Below are 18,208 nucleotides of genomic sequence, written 5' to 3'. Positions count from 1 at the left end.
CTCAGATGGCCAACGTCTCCTGGGAGAGCAGCTCCTCGAGAGGAAGGTCGGGGTCGAGCTCGATCCCGAAACCGCGGGCATGGCCGTCGATGACGAACCAGATCGACTGGGCGGTGAGCCGCTCCAGGGTCTCGGCGGGCAGACGTTCGCCGGTGCGGGTCAGCCACCGGCGTACGGCACCGAAAACCGCGCCGACCAGGCCGTAGATCAGCGGGTCGAGGGCCTCGGCCTCCTCCTCGGTGGGTTTGCCCCCGAGGGCGATGACGGCGGTGCCGACGATCGCCGAGATCCGGCCGGCGAGCTGCTCCATGCCCTGCTGCAGCGGACCGTCGTCGCCACCGTCGATGTCATGGTCGGCCGCGAGGTGGAGCGCAGGATGGGCCCTGGCCCACCGGACGTAGGTGCCGATGACCCGCTCGATGATCTGCGGCACGGTGCCGTCGAGCGTGATCCCGGGCAACAGGTCGGACCAGAGCCCGTCGAGGATCGCCTGCTGCACGGCGCGGTCGAGGTCGGCTCGGTCCTCGAAGTGGCGGTAGATGACAGTGCGCGACAGACCGGCGCGCACCGCGATCTGCTGCACCTGCACGTCGGCGCCGGGCTCACCGGCCTCGATCACCGCGATGGCGGCATCGATGATCTGCTGACGGCGCTGCTCGTTGTGCTTGCTCCACCGGTCCTGCCGACCGTCGCGCTTCTCCCCGACCATCCGCGCCACCCCCCTGCTCCCGTGCTGCATGTTTCGCGTCGGCGTCGAGAGCGACTCAGCGCTCCTTGCGACGTCGAAGAGAGTATCGGGGTTTCCGCGACTTCGCGGCGATGCCCCGCATCTCCTCGACGTCGGTGATCTTCACCCGCGGGCGACCCGCCTCGGCGCCGCGCCGCTTCTCCTCACGGTCGATCGCCTGCCAGCCGGCCAGGTCGACCATGCCGGGCTGCCGGCCGCGTACGACCGCAGTGATCTCCCCGGCGTCACCGACCGGGGCGGGGATCCGGTCCGCGTCGAGGTCGTCGAGGAGCTGATCGACCGTCTCCTCGGCGTCGGACTTGTTGGTGCCGATGAAGCCGTTCGGGCCGCGCTTGACCCAGCCGGCCACATAGACGCCCGGGAGCACCCGGCCGCGCTCGTTGGGGACGGTCCCGGTCGCGGCGTCATAGGGAAGATCAGCCACGGGCAGGCCCTTGTAGCCGACCGCGCGCAGCAGCATCCCGGTCTCGAGGACCTCGGTCTCGCCGGTGGGGACCGCGCGGACGACACCGTTCTCGTCGCGCTCGAGGCGGTTGCGGCCGACCTCGACCCCGGTGACCCGCTCGGTGCCGAGCACGCGCACCGGCGAGCTGAGGAACCGAAGCACGACCGTACGCAGCTCCGGACGCACCTCGCGGCCCGAGATCTCGCGCAGCAACCGGGTGGTCGTCTCGCCTCCGGCGAGCGCCTCCTCGAGCGGAAGGTCGCCGGTGTCGACCGCGACGTTGACGCCGGCGTGGCCCATCAGCCCGACCAGCTCCGGCACGGTGAAGGCCGCCTCCCCAGGCCCCCTGCGCCCGAGGACGACCACCTCCCGCACCGCACTCTCGCGCAGCACCGCCAACGATCCGTCGGCGACGTCCGTGCTGGCCAGCCGCTCGGGATCCTCGGCCAGGATCCGGGCACAGTCGAGCGCCACGTTGCCGTTGCCGACCAGGACGACCCGCCCCGATCCGATGGACTCCGCGTCGAGGTGGACGGGCAGGTCCTGCTTGTCCGGATGGCCGTTGTACCAGCCCACGAAGTCGGTCGCGCTGAGCGAGCCGGGCAGGTCGTCGCCCTCGATCCCGAGCGCCCGGTCGCTCGCCGCGCCGACGGTGTAGACCACCGCGTGATAGCGGGCGGTCAGCTCAGCGTGGGAGACGTCCTTGCCGACCTCGACACCCAGGAAGTAACGGAATCCCGGCTGCGACTCGACCTGCGCGAAGAGCTTCTCGACCTGCTTGGTGTTCTGGTGGTCAGGCGCGACGCCCGCCCGGACCAGGCCGTACGGCGTCGGCAGCCGGTCGAAGACGTCGACGTTGATCTCGGGGTGCTTGAGCAGCTCGTCGGCTGCGTACATCCCCGCCGGCCCGGCGCCGACGACCGCGACCCGGAACGGTCCGGTGCGGGTCAGCCGACGCTGCGGGTGGACCAGGGCGAGCGGGGTGCGGTCCTTGTGGGGGAAGACCTCGAAGTACTCCGCGTTGATGGCCAGGAACGGCTCCTGCGCGGCGGTCAGGGTCGTGTGCGGCACGATCGCGTCGGCCGGGCAGGCCGTGACGCAGGCGCCGCAGTCGACACAGCTCTTGGCGTCGACGTAGAGCATCTCGGCCTCACCGAAGCCGGGCTCGCCCGGGGCGGGGTGGATGCAGTTGACCGGGCAGGCGACCACGCAGGAGGCGTCTGCACAGCACGACTGGGTGACGACGTGAGGCACGTGTGACTACCGTTCTAGGCCGTTTGGATGTGATCAGTAGGAGGCCGCGCGCGGCTCGGCACGGAAGCGCGAGGCGCGCCCGTCGATGCCGGTCAGCTTCCACAGCAGCTTGGCCGGACCCTTGCGGATGCCGAGGTTGTCGGCCAGGAGGCGTACGTCACCGAAGAGGTCACGCAGCAGCTTCTCGGACTCCTCCGACTTCCACCAGATCTCGCGGGCGACCGCGTCCGGGATGCCCATGTCGTAGCGCGCCTGCTTGCTCGGGACCATGATCACGTCGCAGAGCAGTCGCATGATGACCGGGAAGATGTAGGCCAGCAGGGTCTTCTTCACCCGGCCGAGCTCGGGCACGTGCTGCTCGAGGTACTGGTGGGCGAAGCCGATGTGGCGGGCCTCCTCGGCGATGTGGATCTGCATGATCCGGTTGGCCGCGGGGTGGCTGCCGCCGGAGCGCATCGCGCCCTTCTGCAGGTGGTCGATCGGCTCCTCGCCGGCGAGGATCCCAGTGAAGAACGCCTCCGGGAAGAACGCGCCCGCCGAGGCCATGAAGGGCACCAGGACCTTGAAGTAGGTCGGCGCACCCGCCACGTCGGGGTTCACCCGGTTGACGAACTCCTGGAACATCTGGGTGTGGTGGGTCTCCTCGGTCACCTCGTGAGTCGCGTAGCGGAACTCCGGGTTGTTGTTCTCCGACCACACCAGGTGGTTCATCACGCCACCGATGAGCAGCTGCTCGAACTGCAGCCCCACCTTGGCGACCTGAGCCCAGCGGTACATCCCGATCTCGATCTGGCGCTCCTTGGACAGCGCCTTGTACCACGGGTGGGCACCGATCTCGTCGGCGTCGTTGAGGATCCAGCGCTCGTCGTCCGGGCGCACCTCCAGCTCGGCGGAGTCCCAGTCGATGTCCTTGAACGGGTCGAAGTGGACCTCCACCGAGGCCTCCGACAGCGTGCGGAGCGTGTCGAGGTAGGCCTGCTTGCCCTGGCGGACGTATCCGACGGACTTCTCATCCTGAACGGCGGTCATGACGATCGCTCCTTTGCACCGTTGAGTTCTGCGTTGAACCACTGACTACGTGACCCACGTTACCCGGACACGTGTCCCGATAACAAGAGTACGCGCGACATGCCGTCACATTTAAAGATGAGGCCCAGGGCCCACCGCTGGTCGAGCCGCGAGCGCCAGCGAGCGTGTCGAAACCAACACAGTCCTTTCGAGCGCCGAGGAGACGGTGTGGTCGTCGCGAGGCGATCGTGGGCGCTGCCCGCGCAGCGGGTGACCGCTTCGACCCATGAATGGGAGTGCGACGCGCCGGGAGTTCGGCGTGTCGCGGCCTGCGCACGGTTTCGGATGGTCGCCGTTGCTAGGTCTACGCGTCTGGGCTCGCTCCGTAGAGGAGCTTCATCCTCTCGTCGATGTCCAGCGCGAGCCGCTCGGCGTCCACGGCGAGCTCCAACTCGCCCGCATTGCGAAGCTTCTCAGCACCGGTGGTCATGTACCAGCGTTCGAGCTGACCCCCGGCGTCGTCGATCTGGTCGATCCCATCGAGCGGGTCATTTCCGTGGGTAAGGTCGCACAGCCAGTCCTTGCTGAGCGCTACGAAGTGCGCGGTCGCGATGTCGCCCCGCGGCCACGAGTCGAGTGCTGCGGCGAGATCGGCCGTGATGGCGACGTACGTCTCGAAGGCCTTCTCGACGGTGTGATTGGGCTCGCTCACGACGATCAGGTCGTGCCACCATGCTTCGACGAACCTGCGCACGGCGCTGGACTCGCGCTCGGGCCACGACCGCCATCCACCACGAGCCAGCGCGTGCTGTTCAGGCCAGGCGACATGCACCGTTCCCGCCGCCATCCCTCGCGCCAGTTGGGGAAGAATTCTACGCAGGAGTGCGTCGTGATCTTCTACGGACCACGGATTCTTGTACGTCACTGACTCCAGGAACTGCGAATGCAGTGACGTGTCCGGCCGGGACAGCTCCACCGCCCAAGCCTCGGGGTAGCAGTGCAGACAGACGTTGTCAGTGGCACAGGTACGCCCGGCGAACAACGCGTCCACCTCGGTCAGCGCCTCCTGCAGCTCTTGAGCCACTGGGCTACTCCTCAAAACAGTCGCGGTGTGCTGCCAGGAGTGCGCTCGAGCGCACTCCTGGCAGCACACCGCGACGTGGTCAGACTTGCTCGTGCGACTCCACGGCGGCGACGATCCGGGCGATGGCCTCGTCGACCGGGATGCCGTTCTCTTGGCGGCCGTCGCGGTAACGGAAGCTGACCGCGCCCTTGTCGACGTCCTCGCCACCGGCGATCAGCATGAACGGGATCTTCTGGAGCTGGGCGTTGCGGATCTTCTTCTGGAAGCGGTCGCTCGACTCGTCCACCTCGACGCGTACGCCTGCCTTCTTCAGCTTGCCGGCGATGTCGTAGACGTAGTCGTTGAACGCATCCGCGACCGGGATCATCTCCACCTGGACCGGGGCGAGCCACGGCGGCATGGCGCCGGCGTAGTGCTCGACGAGCACGCCGAGGAACCGCTCGATGGAGCCGAACTTGGCCGAGTGGATCATCACCGGCTGCTGGCGGGTGCCGTCGGCGGCCTGGTACTCCAGGTTGAACCGGTCGGCGGAGGGCTGGTTGAAGTCGTACTGCACCGTGCCCATCTGCCAGGTCCGGCCGATCGCGTCCTTGGCCTGGACGGAGATCTTCGGGCCGTAGAACGCCGCGCCGCCCGGGTCGGGCACGAGGTCGAGACCAGTCTCGGACGCGACGTCCTCGAGGATCTTCGTGGCCTCGGCCCAGTCCTCGTCGCTGCCGACGAACTTGTCCTTGTTGGCGTCGTCGCGGGTCGACATCTCCAGGTAGAAGTCGTCGAGACCGAAGTCCTTGAGCACGGTGAGCATGAAGTCGAGCAGGTGCTTGACCTCGGCCGGGGCCTGCTCCTTGGTGCAGTAGGAGTGGGAGTCGTCCTGGGCGAAGCCACGCACGCGGGTGAGCCCGTGGATGACGCCCGACTTCTCGTTTCGGTAGACGGAGCCGAATTCGAACAGGCGCAGCGGCAGCTCGCGGTAGGAGCGCCCGCGGGAGCGGTAGATCAGGTTGTGCATCGGGCAGTTCATCGCCTTGAGGCGGTAGTCCTGGCCGTCCACGTCCAGCGCCGGGAACATGCCGTCGCCGTAGTAGGGCAGGTGGCCCGAGGTGTGGAAGAGCTGCTCACGCGCGATGTGCGGGGTGCCGACGTACTCGAAGCCGTGCTCGATGTGCTTGGCGCGTACGTAGTCCTCCATCTCCCGCTTGATGATCCCGCCCTTGGGGTGGAAGACCGGGAGGCCGGAGCCGATCTCGTCCGGGAAGGAGAACAGGTCGAGCTCGCGGCCGAGCTTGCGGTGGTCGCGGCGCTCGGCCTCCTCGATCCGGGTCAGGTGGGCCTCGAGCGCCTCCTTGGACTCCCAGGCGGTGCCGTAGATGCGCTGGAGCTGCTTGTTCTTCTCGTCACCGCGCCAGTACGCCGCGGCGGACCGCATCAGCTTGAAGGCCGGGATCCGCTTGGTGGTCGGCAGGTGCGGGCCGCGGCACAGGTCCTTCCACGCGATCTCGCCGTTGCGGTCGAGGTTGTCGTAGATGGTCAGCTCGCCGCCGCCGACCTCGGCGCTGGCGCCTTCGGCAGCATCGGCAGCCGAGCCCTTGAGTCCGATCAGCTCGAGCTTGTAGGGCTCCTCGGCCAGCTCGACGCGGGCGTCGTCGTCGGTGGTGACCCGGCGGGAGAACTTCTGGTTGGCCTTGATGATCTTCTTCATCCGGGACTCGATCTTGACCAGGTCCTCGGGCACGAACGGGGTCTCGACGTCGAAGTCGTAGTAGAAGCCGTCGGTCACCGGCGGGCCGATCCCGAGCTTGGCCTCCGGGAAGAGCTCCTGGACCGCCTGGGCCATCACGTGCGCGGTCGAGTGGCGCAGGATGTTGTGACCGTCCTCGGAGTCGATCAGGACGCCCTCGACCTCGACGCCGTCGACCAGCTCGTAAGCGAGGTCCTTGAGATCCTCGCCGACCCTGGCCGCGATCACGTCGGGGTTGTCCGCGAAGAGCTCCCACGCCTTCGTGCCCGTAGTGACCGTCCGCTCCTCGCGCCCGTCGGGGGTGAGTACGGCGATCTTGATCTCGGACACGGTTTCTCCTGGCATCGTTCGGGTGGTCTACGGCGACACCGATCGTATCCAGATGGCGGCGCACAACGTGCATCAAGCACCGTCGGACACCACCCGGAGCGGCTTGGAGATCGCACGGGTGGCGCGCAGCAGCGGCCCTACCCGTGCGATCTCTTACTCATAGCGCCAGACGGTGTGCTTGTCGTTGACGAAGATCTCGCCCTCTCCGCCGGCTACCTCGACATCCTGGCCGGGATCGTCTTCCGTCGCCACCGACTCGACGTCATCGAGCATGAGCGTCCACTCCGGCTCGTCACTGCCCCATTCCCGATATCCGATGGTGGCACCGTCGACGGTGTAGACACCTTCGTCCAGCGTGTAGGCGACGTTGTCGTAGCCGCTCTCGACCAAGGCGCCGTCGACGTCGTAGAGGCCGCCGCTGGACCTCTGCAGCGTCATCTCCTCTCCGTCGACCTCGACGACCTCGACCGCCAACCACCCGAAGCCACCTTCGACGATCTCGAGGCTCCCTGCCTCGCCCTCCGCGCCGTAGATCGGGAAGGGCGGCTTGGGACCCGCCGACTCACCTGTGGTCTCGTCGTAGGAGTACGCCTGCGAGACTGCGTACCTGTCGCCGGCGACGCTCATCACCTCACCGGAGGTGTTCTCGGTCCACAGGCTCTTGCCTGACTCCGGGTCGAAGGCGAACAGACTGCCGGACGCCACCAGGACGAGGTCGTCGTTGGCGTGGAGGCGGAGCAGATAGTCCTCTTCCAGACCTTCGGCATGGCCCGCAGGCAGCTCGGTGCTCCACTCCTGCTCGTCGCTGTCCTCGGCGAAACGAGTCAGCTGGTCGCCGTCGAGGACGAAGGTCGCGTCGTCGGCGTAGGCGAATTGCTGCCCGGTGATGCTCCAGTCCTCGTCCTTGCTCGTGGGATCGAGCTTCGCCAGCTTGTCCCCGGTGCGGACCATGTAGTCGCCGTCCTCGGCGATGCCGTGGAGACTGACATCTGGATCGGTGTTCTCCCAGACGACCTCGCCGTCGTAGTCGAACACGACATCACCGCTGTCGCTGTCGCTGCCCTCGCTGGAGGCGATGGCGACGTACCAGCTCGCTGTGATCAGCTTCTGGTCCTCGTAGACGGTGATGTAGTTGTAGGGGTGGCGCTCGTCGCGCCAGAGCTCCTTGCCGTCCTCGTCGAGGGCGACCACCCCGCGCTCCTCGCCATCCAGCGTGACCAGGTTGAGCCCCGGCCCCGGATAGACGTGCGAGATCGGCTTGTCGGACTCCCACGACCAGGTCTGGCTCGGCTCAGTCGTCACCGGCCCCGCGGTCGGCTCCTCGTCGTCGTCACGCAGGAGCAAGAACGCGGCCGTGCCGATGCCGGCGACGAGGAGCAGCGTCACGCCGACGGCGAGACCGATCCACAGGCCGGTTCGCTTTCGGGGTCCCGGCGCAGGGAAGCCCGGCGGAGGACCTCCCGGTGCCGCCCAACCGGCAGGCGGTGGCGGTGGCGGGGTCCAGCCAGCAGCCTGAGGAGGGGGCGGGGGCGGCGGAGTCCATGAGCCAGGCACCTGAGTCGGTTCGTCGTGAATGCCTGGCGCGGGCGGACCGAGTTGCTGGGCCCCGCAGGTGGGACAGACGGTCGCACCAGCAGCAAGCCGCGTACCGCAGCGCGGACAGGTCGGATCGGGCATCTGGCTCATGGTTTCATCATGAATCAGATGAGTACGCTCCTTTACTTACGAAACGCGCGATTCGCTCGTGAATCCTTGCCGGATGGAGGTCGTCCTGATGGTGAGGAGCCAGCAGCCGCATGCGACCCGACGTACGTGGTCCGAGGTGAAGCAGTAGGGGCATCCGACTAGACTTCCGATGCCCCTGGCGACGTCCCTCCCCGTCTCGATGTGAAAGGCCTCGTGCTCCCCACCACCGGCCCCAAGTCCCGTCTCATCGCCCCGTCCCGCCGGATCATCCGGCTGAAGCGGCGCACGTCGATCGCCGTCGCGCTCATCACCCTGGGCCTCGGCGCCCTGGCGATGCTGCTACCGGCCACCGTCGTGGCACAGCAGGCCGCCGACCGGTGGAACAGCGGGCAGTGGGCGGAGGTGAGCGTGGTGGAGAGGTGCGAGTTCGACGGCGGCACGGGCGACATCACCTCCTGCCAGGGCCGGTGGCGCCTCGACGGAGAGCAGGTCACCGGGAGCATCCACGGCACGCTGCGCGACATCGGCCGGGACCCCGACCCGTCGAAGGCGACCTTCCGGATGTGGGTGGTCGGCACCGACGCCTACGGAGAGCATGCGATCAACCCGTGGCCGGCCCGCATCATCGGGATGGGCCGCGACCCGGTGCTCTGGGGCGGGATCGCGCTCACGGTGCTCGGGCTGGTGGTGCTGCCGACGCGGCGGGCATGGCTGAGTACGCCGGGCGAGGAGACGCTCAGCGAGGACCTCGGCATCCGGCTGAGCACCCACCCGGCGCACGGACGGGCGTGGCTGGTGCCCGTCGGGCTCGTCGTCGGGCCGGCGCTCATCGGGTTCGGTGCGTGGATCGCCACCCGGCCACACCTGCCGACCGTGATCATGATCGGCGGTGGCCTGGTCGCGCTCACCGGGCTCACCATCGGGTTCCGGCTGACCTGGCTCGGCCTACAGCGCCCCCTCGCGGTCGACATCGGGCTCTACGAAGGCGGCCTGGTCCTGGAGTATGCGCGGCACACCGACGTCATCCTCTGGGAGGACGTGACCAGCATCGACACCGGTGTCGTCGACGAGCGCCGGGCCAACCCACGCATCGACGTCACCCTTCACCTGGTCACGGGCGCCGCTCTGCGGCTGCCACGGGTCGACCACCAGCACTCGTTCACCGCGCACCTGCACCGGATCGCCGACGACGGACCGCTGCCGACAGGTTGAGGTAGCGTCGGCGCCGATGAACCAGATGCGCGCAACCGTGGTCCACAACGGCGAGCTGTCGGTGCGGTCGGTGCCGCGTCCGGAGCCCGGGCCGGGTCAGCTGCTGATCAGGGTGCTCCGCGCCGGGATCTGCGGCTCCGACCTGCATGTCCGCGAGCACAGCGACGAGCTCAACCAGGTCGTCACCGAGATCGGCTACACCACCGCGATGACGCCCGAGCAGGAGATCGTCCTGGGGCACGAGCTTCTCGGCTCGGTCGTGGCCTACGGACCACAGACCCGTGGCCGCTGGAAGCCGGGCACCTCGGTGACGGCGCTGCCGGTGCTGCGTACGGACGGGGCGGTCCACATGGTCGGTTTCGACGTCGACTCCCCGGGCGGCTTCGCGGAGTACTGCGTCGTCCAGGAGGCCTTCACCTTCCCGGTGCCCGACGACGTCTCGCCCGACCGGGCCGTTTTCACCGAGCCGCTGGCCGTCGCCCTCCACGCCGTACGTCGCGGGGCGGTCTCCGCACGGCGGCCGGCCGTGGTCATCGGCTGCGGCCCGATCGGGCTGGCCGTCATCCTCATGCTCAAGGCGCAAGGGGTGAAGACGGTGGTCGCCTCCGACCTCTCCCCCGCGCGTCGTGCGCTGGCGGTGGAGTGCGGTGCCGACGTGGTCGTCGACCCGCGCGAGTCCTCCCCGTGGGACGCCTACCGACAGCGTGGTCCGGTCACGTCGCTGCCCGACTACCTGAGCTTCGGGATCGACGCGATGCAGCTCGTGCGCCGCATCCCGCTGCTGCCCTGGGAGACGGTGCTGCTCAACGCCGACCGCCTCGGGCAGTCGCCGACCGGACCGGTGGTCTTCGAGTGCGTCGGTGTGCCGGGGATGCTCGAGCAGATCATGACCGCCGCCCCGCTGCACACGCGTGTCGTCGTGGTCGGAGTGTGCATGGAGCCGGACACGATCCGGCCCGCCGTCGCGATCCACAAGGAGATCGACCTCCGGTTCGTCTTCGGCTACGACCCGGCGGAGTTCGCGCGCACGCTGGAGCTGATCGCCGGTGGGAAGGTCGACCCGTCGCCGCTGCACACCGGCACCGTCGGGCTCGACGGGGTCGCCCAGGCGTTCTCGGACCTGGCCGACCCGGAGACGCACGCGAAGATCCTCGTCGACCCTTGGGCGTAAGCGCAGACCTGGTGTAGCCGACTCGGCGCGTAATCATCTAGACCCCGGGAGAGACCGAGGATTCTGGTGGACGGGTCACCTACCCGTAGTATCTATCTCAACAGCGGCCCGTTCCGGTCTTGCCCCCGGCCGCTCTCGCCGAACTCTGGACTCGGTAACTCATCTATGGCGAGACACCTCGCTTATGAAAAGTTGACTTCTCCTTGTCTCAGCAGAGCTTCAGCGCGCTTGGCGTGCCCGCAGACCTTTCCGCCGTTCTGACCCACCACGGCATCACGACCCCCACACCCATCCAGGCCGCGACGCTGCCCGACTCCCTCGCCGGCCGCGATGTCCTCGGCCGTGGGCGGACCGGGTCCGGCAAGACGTACGCCTTCCTCGTCCCCCTCGTCGCCCGCCTCGCGGCCGGCCCGAAGGCGAAGCCCGGCAAGCCGCGGGCACTCGTGCTCGCGCCGACCCGTGAGCTCGTCCGGCAGATCGAGGAGGCGCTTCGTCCGCTCGCCGCCGCGGCCGGCCTCAGCATGCAGACCGTCTTCGGCGGCGTCGGCCAGAACCCCCAGGTCGTCGGACTGCGCAAGGGCGCAGACGTCGTGCTGGCCTGCCCAGGCCGGCTCGAGGACCTGATCGCGCAGCGTCACGCCGACCTGTCCTCGATCGAGATCACCGTGCTCGACGAGGCCGACCACATGGCCGACCTCGGCTTCCTGCCCGCCGTTCGCAGGCTGCTGACGATGACCCCGAAGGGCAGCCAGCGCCTCCTGTTCAGCGCGACGCTCGACAAGGGCGTCAACGTGCTGGTCAAGCAGTTCCTCCAGCAGCCTGTGATCCACGAGGCCGACTCCGCCCAGTCGCCGGTCGCCGAGATGGAGCACCACGTCCTCCACCTCGCCGCGCGTGAGCACCGCATCCAGGTGCTCGCCGACCTGGCCGCCGCGCCAGGCCGCACCGTCGTCTTCACCCGCACCAAGCACGGCGCCAAGGGCGTCGCCCGCCAGCTCGGCCGCGCCGGCATCCCGGCCGTCGAGCTCCACGGTGACCTCTCCCAGAACGCCCGCGTCCGCAACCTGGACGCCTTCCACTCCGGCCGGGCGACCACTCTCGTGGCCACCGACATCGCCGCCCGCGGCATCCACGTCGACGACGTCACCCTCGTGGTCCACGCCGACCCGCCCGCCGAGCACAAGGCCTACCTGCACCGCTCGGGGCGTACGGCCCGCGCCGGTGCCTCCGGCACCGTGGTCACGCTGATGCTGCCCGACCAGGTCAAGGACGTACGCACCCTGACCCGGGCCGCCGGGATCAAGCCGACCACCACGCGCCTCGACGGTCCCAGCCACCCGATCCTCGTCGAGCTGGCTCCGGGCGAGCGCAACCACCCCGGGCCGTTCGTCCCGGTCGCCGCTCAGCAGCCTCCCCGCCGCCCCGCCGGCGAGGGCACCGGCAACCGGAAGAGCCGCCCCGGCTCGCGCGCCCGCAAGCGTCAGCGCACCACCGGCGCCCGCTGATCCACCTGACCCGCTGGTAGGGCCGCGAGCGCAGCTCGCGCGCCGACCAGCGGGACCGAGAACATCCGGGTAACAGTTCGCCGGATCGGTCATGCGGGGCCGGGTATCGCCTTACTCTCCGCCCATGACTCGGAGGGCGAACATCGCCATCATCTGCGGCGGCCTGGTGCTGCTCGTCCTCATGGGGGCGGGGTGGTTCTTCGTGTTCCAGGACACCACGAACTCCTACGACCCGGAGGAGAAGTCGAGCGAGCCGCCGTCGGCCGCCGCGGCGACGAAGGCCGCGCAGGCGTTCCTCGACGGCTGGGCGCGCGACAAGCCGGCCGAGGCCGGGGCGCTCACGGACGCGGCCGACTCCGCGACGGCAGCGCTCCAGTCGTACGCCGACGACCTCGGTCTCACGAAGATCGCGTTCAGCGGGCTGGCGGTGCGCGAATCGTCGCCGGACGGCACGACCACGGTCGAGTTCGACGTGGTGGCGAACGTGGCCGACGGGCGGTGGGCGTACCCGAGCGCGCTCGGTGTCGTCCAGGACGAGGACGGCTACACGGCGGTGCGGTGGGACCACACCGTGCTTCACCCCGAGCTCGCAACCGGCCAGTCGCTGGCCGCCGGTGAGCTCACGGACGAGTTCATGACCGCCCGGCCGGCCACCGCCGACGGGCGGAAGAACCTGCAGGACTTCCCGTCCCTGGTCGACATCGCCGCGTCCATCCGGGACGACGCCGACGGGGACGGCGGCAGGCCCGGCCACGGCGTCGCGATCGTCGACTCCGCCGGCACCCAGGTCAAGACGCTCGCGGTGCTGTCCTCGTCGAAGGCTCCGGCGATTCGTACGACCATCGACGCCCGCCTCCAGGCGGCCGCCGAGAAGGCGGTCGAGAACCCGGTGCTCGACGGGATGCCGGCCGGGGTCGTGGCGCTGGACTGGCGCACCGGGCACATCCTGGCGATCGCCTACTCCGGGGACAGCGGCAACATCGCGATCAACGCGGTCAAGGCGCCGGGATCGACGCTGAAGATCGTCTCCGCCGCTGCCCTCTTCGACCTCGCGGGGCTGCACCCCGGCAGCGCCGCCCCGTGCCCGGACTCGGTGCTCGCCAACGGGCAGACCTTCGGCAACGACCCCGGCGTCAGCCCCGACGAGGGTGCCACCGTCGCGGAGGCGTTCACGGTCTCGTGCAACACCGCGTTCATCAAGGACGGCTTCAACCACCTGGTCAACGACGGCGACGCCTCGGCGCTCCACCGGGAGGCGACCGAGGTGTTCGGGATGGGGTCGTGGTCGATCGGCGGCGGTGTCGGCACGCGTGACCCCTCCATCCCGGCGGACGTCGAGGGCGGCGATCAGGCCGCCCAGTTCATCGGCCAGGGCAAGGTCACCGCCACCCCGCTGTTCATCGCCTCGATCGCCGCGACGGTGGCCAACGGCGGGTTCGAGCAGCCGATCATCATGAAGAACCAGCCGCAGGCGAAGGCTCCCCGCCCGATCTCCGCACGCACCGCGGGCTACCTGCGGACCATGATGGCGGCGGCGGCCGCGCACGGCTCGGCTGCTCCGCGTGTCGGCGATCTCCCCGGCGTCGGCGCCAAGACCGGCACCGCGGAGGAGGGCGACCGCACCAACGGCTGGTTCACGGCGTACGACGACCGCATCGCCGTCGCCGCTCTCGTGGAGGGCGGCAGCTCCGGCGCGGACTCGGCAGGCCATGTCGTACGCGACGTGCTGACCGCCGACTGACCGGCCCCGTGACTCCGACTTCAGACTGAGGACTGTGCCGGTCCCTGGAACTAGGGTTACCGGGTGACTTCGCATGACACCACCGGTTCGCCCGGCCGGCTGGCGACCTTCTTCGCGACCGACGACGACTGGGAGCGGGAGGGCTCGATCTCGGCCGGCGACTGGCTGGTCGGGGCGACCGTGCTGGTCGCCAGCGTGGTCACCCTGGAGCTGATCCGCGGGGTCGGGACGCTCGACTCCAGCGAGGCACCGATCTGGGTCGAGTGGGCGGCGGTGCTCATCGGTGCGGCGCTGCTCGTCTTCCGGCGGCGCTTCCCGCTCACGGTCGCACTCCTGGCCGGTCTCCACATGTTCGTCACCGGGGTGTGGCTCCCGATGGTGATGGGTCTGCTGCCCATGCAGATCATCTACTTCCTCGCCTTCTTCGCCGGAGCGGCCTGGGCGCGGCGCAGGCGGGACATGGTCGTCGTGATGGGACTGATCACGCTGTTCATGTTCGCCTGGATCGCCTGGCAGTTCGCCGTCGGCAGCGGTATAGACGAGATCCGTGAGTCGACCGCGGACGCGGAGGGCTCCTCGCTCATCGGCCCGGTGACCGCCTACGTGCTGCTCACCACGGTCATCAACCTGCTCTACTTCGCCGGTGCGATCGTCGGCGGCCAGGTCGCCTGGCGCGGCGCGCGCCAGAAGGCCGAGCTCGCCCAGCAGGCCGCGACCATCGCGGCCCAGTCCGGACAGCTCCAGCGGCGCGCCGTGATCGACGAGCGCCTGCGCATCGCCCGCGAGCTGCACGACGTCGTCGCCCACCACGTCGCGGTCGTCGGCGTCCAGGCCGCGGCCGGGCGAAAGCTGCTCGAACGTGGACGTCCCGGTGACATCGAGGGCGCCGCCGAGGCGCTCGGCAACGTCGAGACCTCCGCACGCGAGGCGGTCACACAGATGCGCTCGCTGCTCGGCACCCTGCGCGACCCGGCGAGCGACCCGGGGACGGACAGCTCCGACATACGCCGCCCCGAGCCCCGTCTCGAGGACCTGCCCGCGCTCCTGGACGAGGTGCGAGACAGCGGGCTGCGGGTCGACTACGAGGCCGTCGGCCCGGTCGATGAGCTGACGACACCGCTGGCGCACTCGGTCTATCGCATCGTCCAGGAGGCGCTGGCCAACGTCCGCCGCCACTCCACCGCCGACCGCGCCCAGGTCGTCCTCCGCGTCGACCGCTCGGCGGCAGCGCCGTACGCCGAGGTCGAGATCACCGACAACGGCCGGCCCCGACACGGCACCTCTGGCAGCGGACTGGGCCTGCTGGGCGTACGCGAGCGGGCAGCCATCCGGAAGGCGGAGGTCGACATCGGGCCCAGGGCCGTGCAGGGTTTCCGGGTGCGGGTCAGATTCCCGCTCGACTCTCCTGTCCTCTCGACGGGAGCGGCGCGATGATCCGGGTGCTGATCGCCGACGACCAGCAACTGGTGCGCTCGGGGTTTCGTCTCATCCTCTCGTTGGAGGATGACATCGAGGTGGTCGGCGAGGCCTCCGACGGTGCCGACGCGATCGCCAAGGCGCGCGAGCTGCAACCCGACGTGGTGCTGATGGACGTGCAGATGCCCGGCACCGACGGCATCGAGGCGACGCGTACGGTGGTCGCCGAGGGGCACGCCAAGGTGATCATCCTGACCACCTTCGACCGCGACGACTACCTCTTCGACGCGCTCGCGGCCGGAGCCAGCGGATTCCTGCTCAAGAACGCCGACCCCGACTCGCTGGCCGAGGCGGTGCGCGCGGCCGCGGACGGTCACGCCCTGCTGGCTCCGGAGGTCACGATGCGCGTGATCGGCCGGGTGACCCGCGCCGACCCGCCCTCGCCGAAACGACCGCAGCCACCACGCGAGCTCGCCCTGCTCACCGCCCGTGAGCGCGAGGTGCTCCTGCTGATCGGCGAGGGCCTGAGCAACAACGAGATCGCTCGCCGGCTCTTCCTGACCGAGGCGACCGTGAAGACGCACGTGTCGGCTTGTCTGGCCAAGCTGCAGCTGCGCGACCGCGTACAGATGGTCGTCTTCATCCATCGCCACGGGCTGCTTACCGCTGCCCCTCCTCAGGAGTGAGCACGGGTTCATCCTCACGACGGATCCGCCGGGCGCGGCCCTGAAATAGCGTGAGTCTCGTTCGTTTCCGAAACAGAGGAGAATCGATGCTCGAGGTCAGCGGGCTGACCCGCCGCTTCGGCGACATGGTCGCCGTCGACGACGTGTCCTTCCCGGTCCCGTCCGGTGGGCTCACCGGGTTCGTGGGCGGCAACGGTGCCGGGAAGACCACCACCATGCGGATGATCATGGGGGTGCTGGCCGCCCATGCCGGCACGGTCTCCTGGCAGGGCCACGCGGTGACCCGTGCGGACCGGCGCCGCTTCGGCTACATGCCCGAGGAGCGCGGTCTCTACCCGAAGCAGCCGATCCTGGACCAGCTGGTCTACCTGGCTCGGCTCCGCGGCATGAGCGCCGCCGACGCGCGCCGGGAGATCACCGTGCTGCTGGAGCGGTTCGGTCTCGGCGGGCGCACGAAGGACCCGCTGGAGAAGCTGTCCCTCGGCAACCAGCAGCGCGTGCAGATCATCGCCGCGCTCGTCCCGGCTCCGGCGGCGCTGGTCCTCGACGAGCCCTTCTCCGGGCTCGATCCCGACGCCATCGACGCGATGGCCGACCTGCTGCGTGAGCACGCTCGCGACGGCGTACCCGTCGTCTTCTCCTCTCACCAGCTGGACCTGGTCGACCGGCTGTGCGACCGGCTCGTCGTCATGGCCCGTGGACGCGTGGTCGCTCAGGGGACGGGTGAGGAGCTGCGCGCCGACGCCTCGCTGCGCTACCGGCTCGTGCTCGGTGGCGACGCCGGCTGGGTACGCGACGTCCCGGGCCTCCACGTCCGCGACGTCTCCGGGCCCGAGGCCGAGGTCGAGGTCCTCGCCGAGGGCGCCGAGCAGAAGCTGCTCGCCGAGGCCACCTCCCGCGGGAGCGTGCTCGACTTCCACCGCGTCGTACCCCGCCTGTCCGAGATCTACCGGGAGGTCACCGCATGAGGACGCAACCTGTCTGGCAGATCGTCGCGCGCCGCGAGATCGCCGTCCGCGTCACCGACAAGTCGACCATCATCGGCACCGTGATCATGCTCGCCGTGATCGTGGGCGCCCTCGGCTTCGCCGCGTGGAGCGAGAGCCGGGAGAAGACGTACGAGGTCGCCTACTCCTCGACGACGTCACAGGCCATGGTCGAGGGCATCGCCGAACGGTCGACCGAGATCGACGAGAAGGTGCACATCGAGCCCGTCGCCGTCGACGACGCGGACGCCGCCGAGCACGCGCTCGAGGAGGAGCAGATCGACGCGTACCTGCATCCGGACGCGGACGGTTGGACTCTGCTCACGCTCGCGGAGGCCGACTCCGAGCTGCGCGGCGTGGTCGAGCAGGCGGTCGAGGCGATCGTCCTCACCGGGAACGCCGAAGCGGCGGGCACCAGCGCGGCCGAGCTGACCAAGGGCTCGGCGGTCGCGCTCGACCAGATCGAGGGCGACAGCGAGCTGACCGCGATCCGCTGGGTGGTCGGCTACGCGCTCGCGATCGTCTTCTACTTCGCCTCCATCATGTTCGGGATGACGCTGGCCAACAGCGTCGTGGAGGAGAAGCAGTCGAGGATCGTGGAGATGATCGCCGCGGCCGTGCCGCTGCGGCAGCTTCTCGCCGGCAAGATCATCGGCAACGCCGTCATCGCCGTCGGGCAGATGCTCATCTACGTGGCCGTCGGACTGGTCGGGTTGAGCCTGACCGACTTCAGCTTCGCGCTGCCGGCGCTGTCAGGCGCGATCGGCTGGTTCGTGATCTTCTTCCTGGTCGGATTCGTGGTGCTCTCGACCCTGTGGGCGGTCGCGGGCGCGCTCGCCTCCCGCACCGAGGACCTGCAGTCCTCCTCGACCCCGATCACGATGCTGCTGATGGTGATGTTCTTCGGCGCCCTCTACCTCGACGGCGTCGGCGAGGTGATCGGTTCCTACATCCCGCCCCTCTCGGCGGTCCTGATGCCGATGCGCCTGGTCGACGGGACCGCCGCCTGGTGGGAGCCGATCATCGCCCTGGTCCTGCTCCTCGCCTTCGGCGTGGCCCTCGTACGTCTCGCCGAGCGCCTCTACAGCCGCGCCCTGCTCCAGACCGGCGGCCAGCTCTCCCTGAAGGCTGCCTGGCGACTGGAGGAGTAGCCGAAGCGTCACGTACGTCGGCCGAAGCGTCATCCCCGTCGGCCGAG

The 18,208-nt window shown here is 69.3% G+C and carries 14 protein-coding genes; 8 read left to right on the top strand and 6 right to left on the bottom strand.

Going from position 1 to position 18,208, the window contains the following annotated elements; translation table 11 throughout:
• Position 1: 1 nt before the first annotated feature.
• The 6 genes from IEY84_RS16535 to IEY84_RS16510 all read right to left on the bottom strand — a co-directional run bounded on the left by IEY84_RS16535 (position 2) and on the right by IEY84_RS16510 (position 7,993).
• Positions 2-709, bottom strand: a complete 708-nt coding sequence (locus tag IEY84_RS16535; RefSeq protein WP_183550769.1) for a TetR/AcrR family transcriptional regulator — start codon at positions 707-709, stop codon at positions 2-4.
• Between the two features lie 55 nt (positions 710-764).
• Positions 765-2,447, bottom strand: coding sequence for an FAD-dependent oxidoreductase (locus IEY84_RS16530; protein ID WP_183550772.1), 1,683 nt, complete (start codon positions 2,445-2,447; stop codon positions 765-767).
• A gap of 33 nt (positions 2,448-2,480) precedes the next feature.
• The gene (locus tag IEY84_RS16525) at positions 2,481-3,476 is read right to left on the bottom strand and encodes an AurF N-oxygenase family protein (RefSeq protein ID WP_183550775.1); all 996 of its coding nucleotides are present in this window, start codon (positions 3,474-3,476) and stop codon (positions 2,481-2,483) included.
• 343 nt (positions 3,477-3,819) lie between these two features.
• Positions 3,820-4,539: a hypothetical protein gene (locus IEY84_RS16520; RefSeq protein ID WP_183550778.1), complete on the bottom strand. Its 720-nt coding sequence runs from the start codon at positions 4,537-4,539 to the stop codon at positions 3,820-3,822.
• Positions 4,540-4,618: 79 nt separating this feature from the next.
• The gene (gene thrS, locus IEY84_RS16515) at positions 4,619-6,622 is read right to left on the bottom strand and encodes a threonine--tRNA ligase (RefSeq protein WP_221209219.1); all 2,004 of its coding nucleotides are present in this window, start codon (positions 6,620-6,622) and stop codon (positions 4,619-4,621) included.
• 138 nt (positions 6,623-6,760) lie between these two features.
• Positions 6,761-7,993: an outer membrane protein assembly factor BamB family protein gene (locus IEY84_RS16510; protein ID WP_183550784.1), complete on the bottom strand. Its 1,233-nt coding sequence runs from the start codon at positions 7,991-7,993 to the stop codon at positions 6,761-6,763.
• A 513-nt stretch (positions 7,994-8,506) separates the two neighbouring features.
• Here IEY84_RS16510 and IEY84_RS16505 point away from each other — a divergent pair.
• The 8 genes from IEY84_RS16505 to IEY84_RS16470 all read left to right on the top strand — a co-directional run bounded on the left by IEY84_RS16505 (position 8,507) and on the right by IEY84_RS16470 (position 18,161).
• On the top strand, positions 8,507-9,505 hold the full coding sequence (locus IEY84_RS16505; RefSeq protein ID WP_183550787.1) for a hypothetical protein: 999 nt from the start codon (positions 8,507-8,509) through the stop codon (positions 9,503-9,505).
• A gap of 16 nt (positions 9,506-9,521) precedes the next feature.
• On the top strand, positions 9,522-10,676 hold the full coding sequence (locus tag IEY84_RS16500) for a zinc-binding dehydrogenase (protein WP_229788745.1): 1,155 nt from the start codon (positions 9,522-9,524) through the stop codon (positions 10,674-10,676).
• A 233-nt stretch (positions 10,677-10,909) separates the two neighbouring features.
• Positions 10,910-12,181: a DEAD/DEAH box helicase gene (locus tag IEY84_RS16495; RefSeq protein WP_229788743.1), complete on the top strand. Its 1,272-nt coding sequence runs from the start codon at positions 10,910-10,912 to the stop codon at positions 12,179-12,181.
• Between the two features lie 124 nt (positions 12,182-12,305).
• Positions 12,306-13,922: a penicillin-binding transpeptidase domain-containing protein gene (locus IEY84_RS16490; RefSeq protein WP_183550794.1), complete on the top strand. Its 1,617-nt coding sequence runs from the start codon at positions 12,306-12,308 to the stop codon at positions 13,920-13,922.
• Positions 13,923-13,985: 63 nt separating this feature from the next.
• Complete coding sequence (locus IEY84_RS16485; protein WP_183550797.1) at positions 13,986-15,356, top strand: sensor histidine kinase; 1,371 nt, start codon at positions 13,986-13,988, stop codon at positions 15,354-15,356.
• On the top strand, positions 15,353-16,024 hold the full coding sequence (locus IEY84_RS16480) for a response regulator (protein WP_183550800.1): 672 nt from the start codon (positions 15,353-15,355) through the stop codon (positions 16,022-16,024). Before IEY84_RS16485 ends, IEY84_RS16480 begins: the two co-directional genes overlap by 4 nt.
• Before the next feature lie 86 nt (positions 16,025-16,110).
• Positions 16,111-16,992: an ABC transporter ATP-binding protein gene (locus tag IEY84_RS16475; RefSeq protein ID WP_183550804.1), complete on the top strand. Its 882-nt coding sequence runs from the start codon at positions 16,111-16,113 to the stop codon at positions 16,990-16,992.
• Positions 16,989-18,161 (top strand): ABC transporter permease, encoded by a 1,173-nt coding sequence (locus IEY84_RS16470; protein ID WP_183550808.1) that lies wholly within the window; start codon positions 16,989-16,991, stop codon positions 18,159-18,161. The genes IEY84_RS16475 and IEY84_RS16470 overlap by 4 nt, the downstream gene beginning before the upstream one ends.
• Positions 18,162-18,208: the final 47 nt, after the last annotated feature.

Source organism: Nocardioides albus (genome assembly GCF_014648255.1).
In the GTDB taxonomy this organism is placed as follows: Bacteria; Actinomycetota; Actinomycetes; order Propionibacteriales; family Nocardioidaceae; genus Nocardioides; species Nocardioides albus.
Note: the sequence above shows the minus strand (reverse complement) of the source record. Positions and strands in the feature narration are given on the sequence as shown.

Bases quoted from the DNA above. Each gene is read 5' to 3' on its own strand.
- IEY84_RS16535 (WP_183550769.1), bottom strand. From the start codon at position 709: ATGGTCGGGGAGAAGCGCGACGGTCGGCAGGACCGGTGGAGCAAGCAC.
- IEY84_RS16525 (WP_183550775.1), bottom strand. From the start codon at position 3,476: ATGACCGCCGTTCAGGATGAGAAGTCCGTCGGATACGTCCGCCAGGGC.
- thrS (WP_221209219.1), bottom strand. From the start codon at position 6,622: ATGCCAGGAGAAACCGTGTCCGAGATCAAGATCGCCGTACTCACCCCC.
- IEY84_RS16500 (WP_229788745.1), top strand. From the start codon at position 9,522: ATGAACCAGATGCGCGCAACCGTGGTCCACAACGGCGAGCTGTCGGTG.
- IEY84_RS16490 (WP_183550794.1), top strand. From the start codon at position 12,306: ATGACTCGGAGGGCGAACATCGCCATCATCTGCGGCGGCCTGGTGCTG.
- IEY84_RS16480 (WP_183550800.1), top strand. From the start codon at position 15,353: ATGATCCGGGTGCTGATCGCCGACGACCAGCAACTGGTGCGCTCGGGG.
- IEY84_RS16475 (WP_183550804.1), top strand. From the start codon at position 16,111: ATGCTCGAGGTCAGCGGGCTGACCCGCCGCTTCGGCGACATGGTCGCC.
- IEY84_RS16470 (WP_183550808.1), top strand. From the start codon at position 16,989: ATGAGGACGCAACCTGTCTGGCAGATCGTCGCGCGCCGCGAGATCGCC.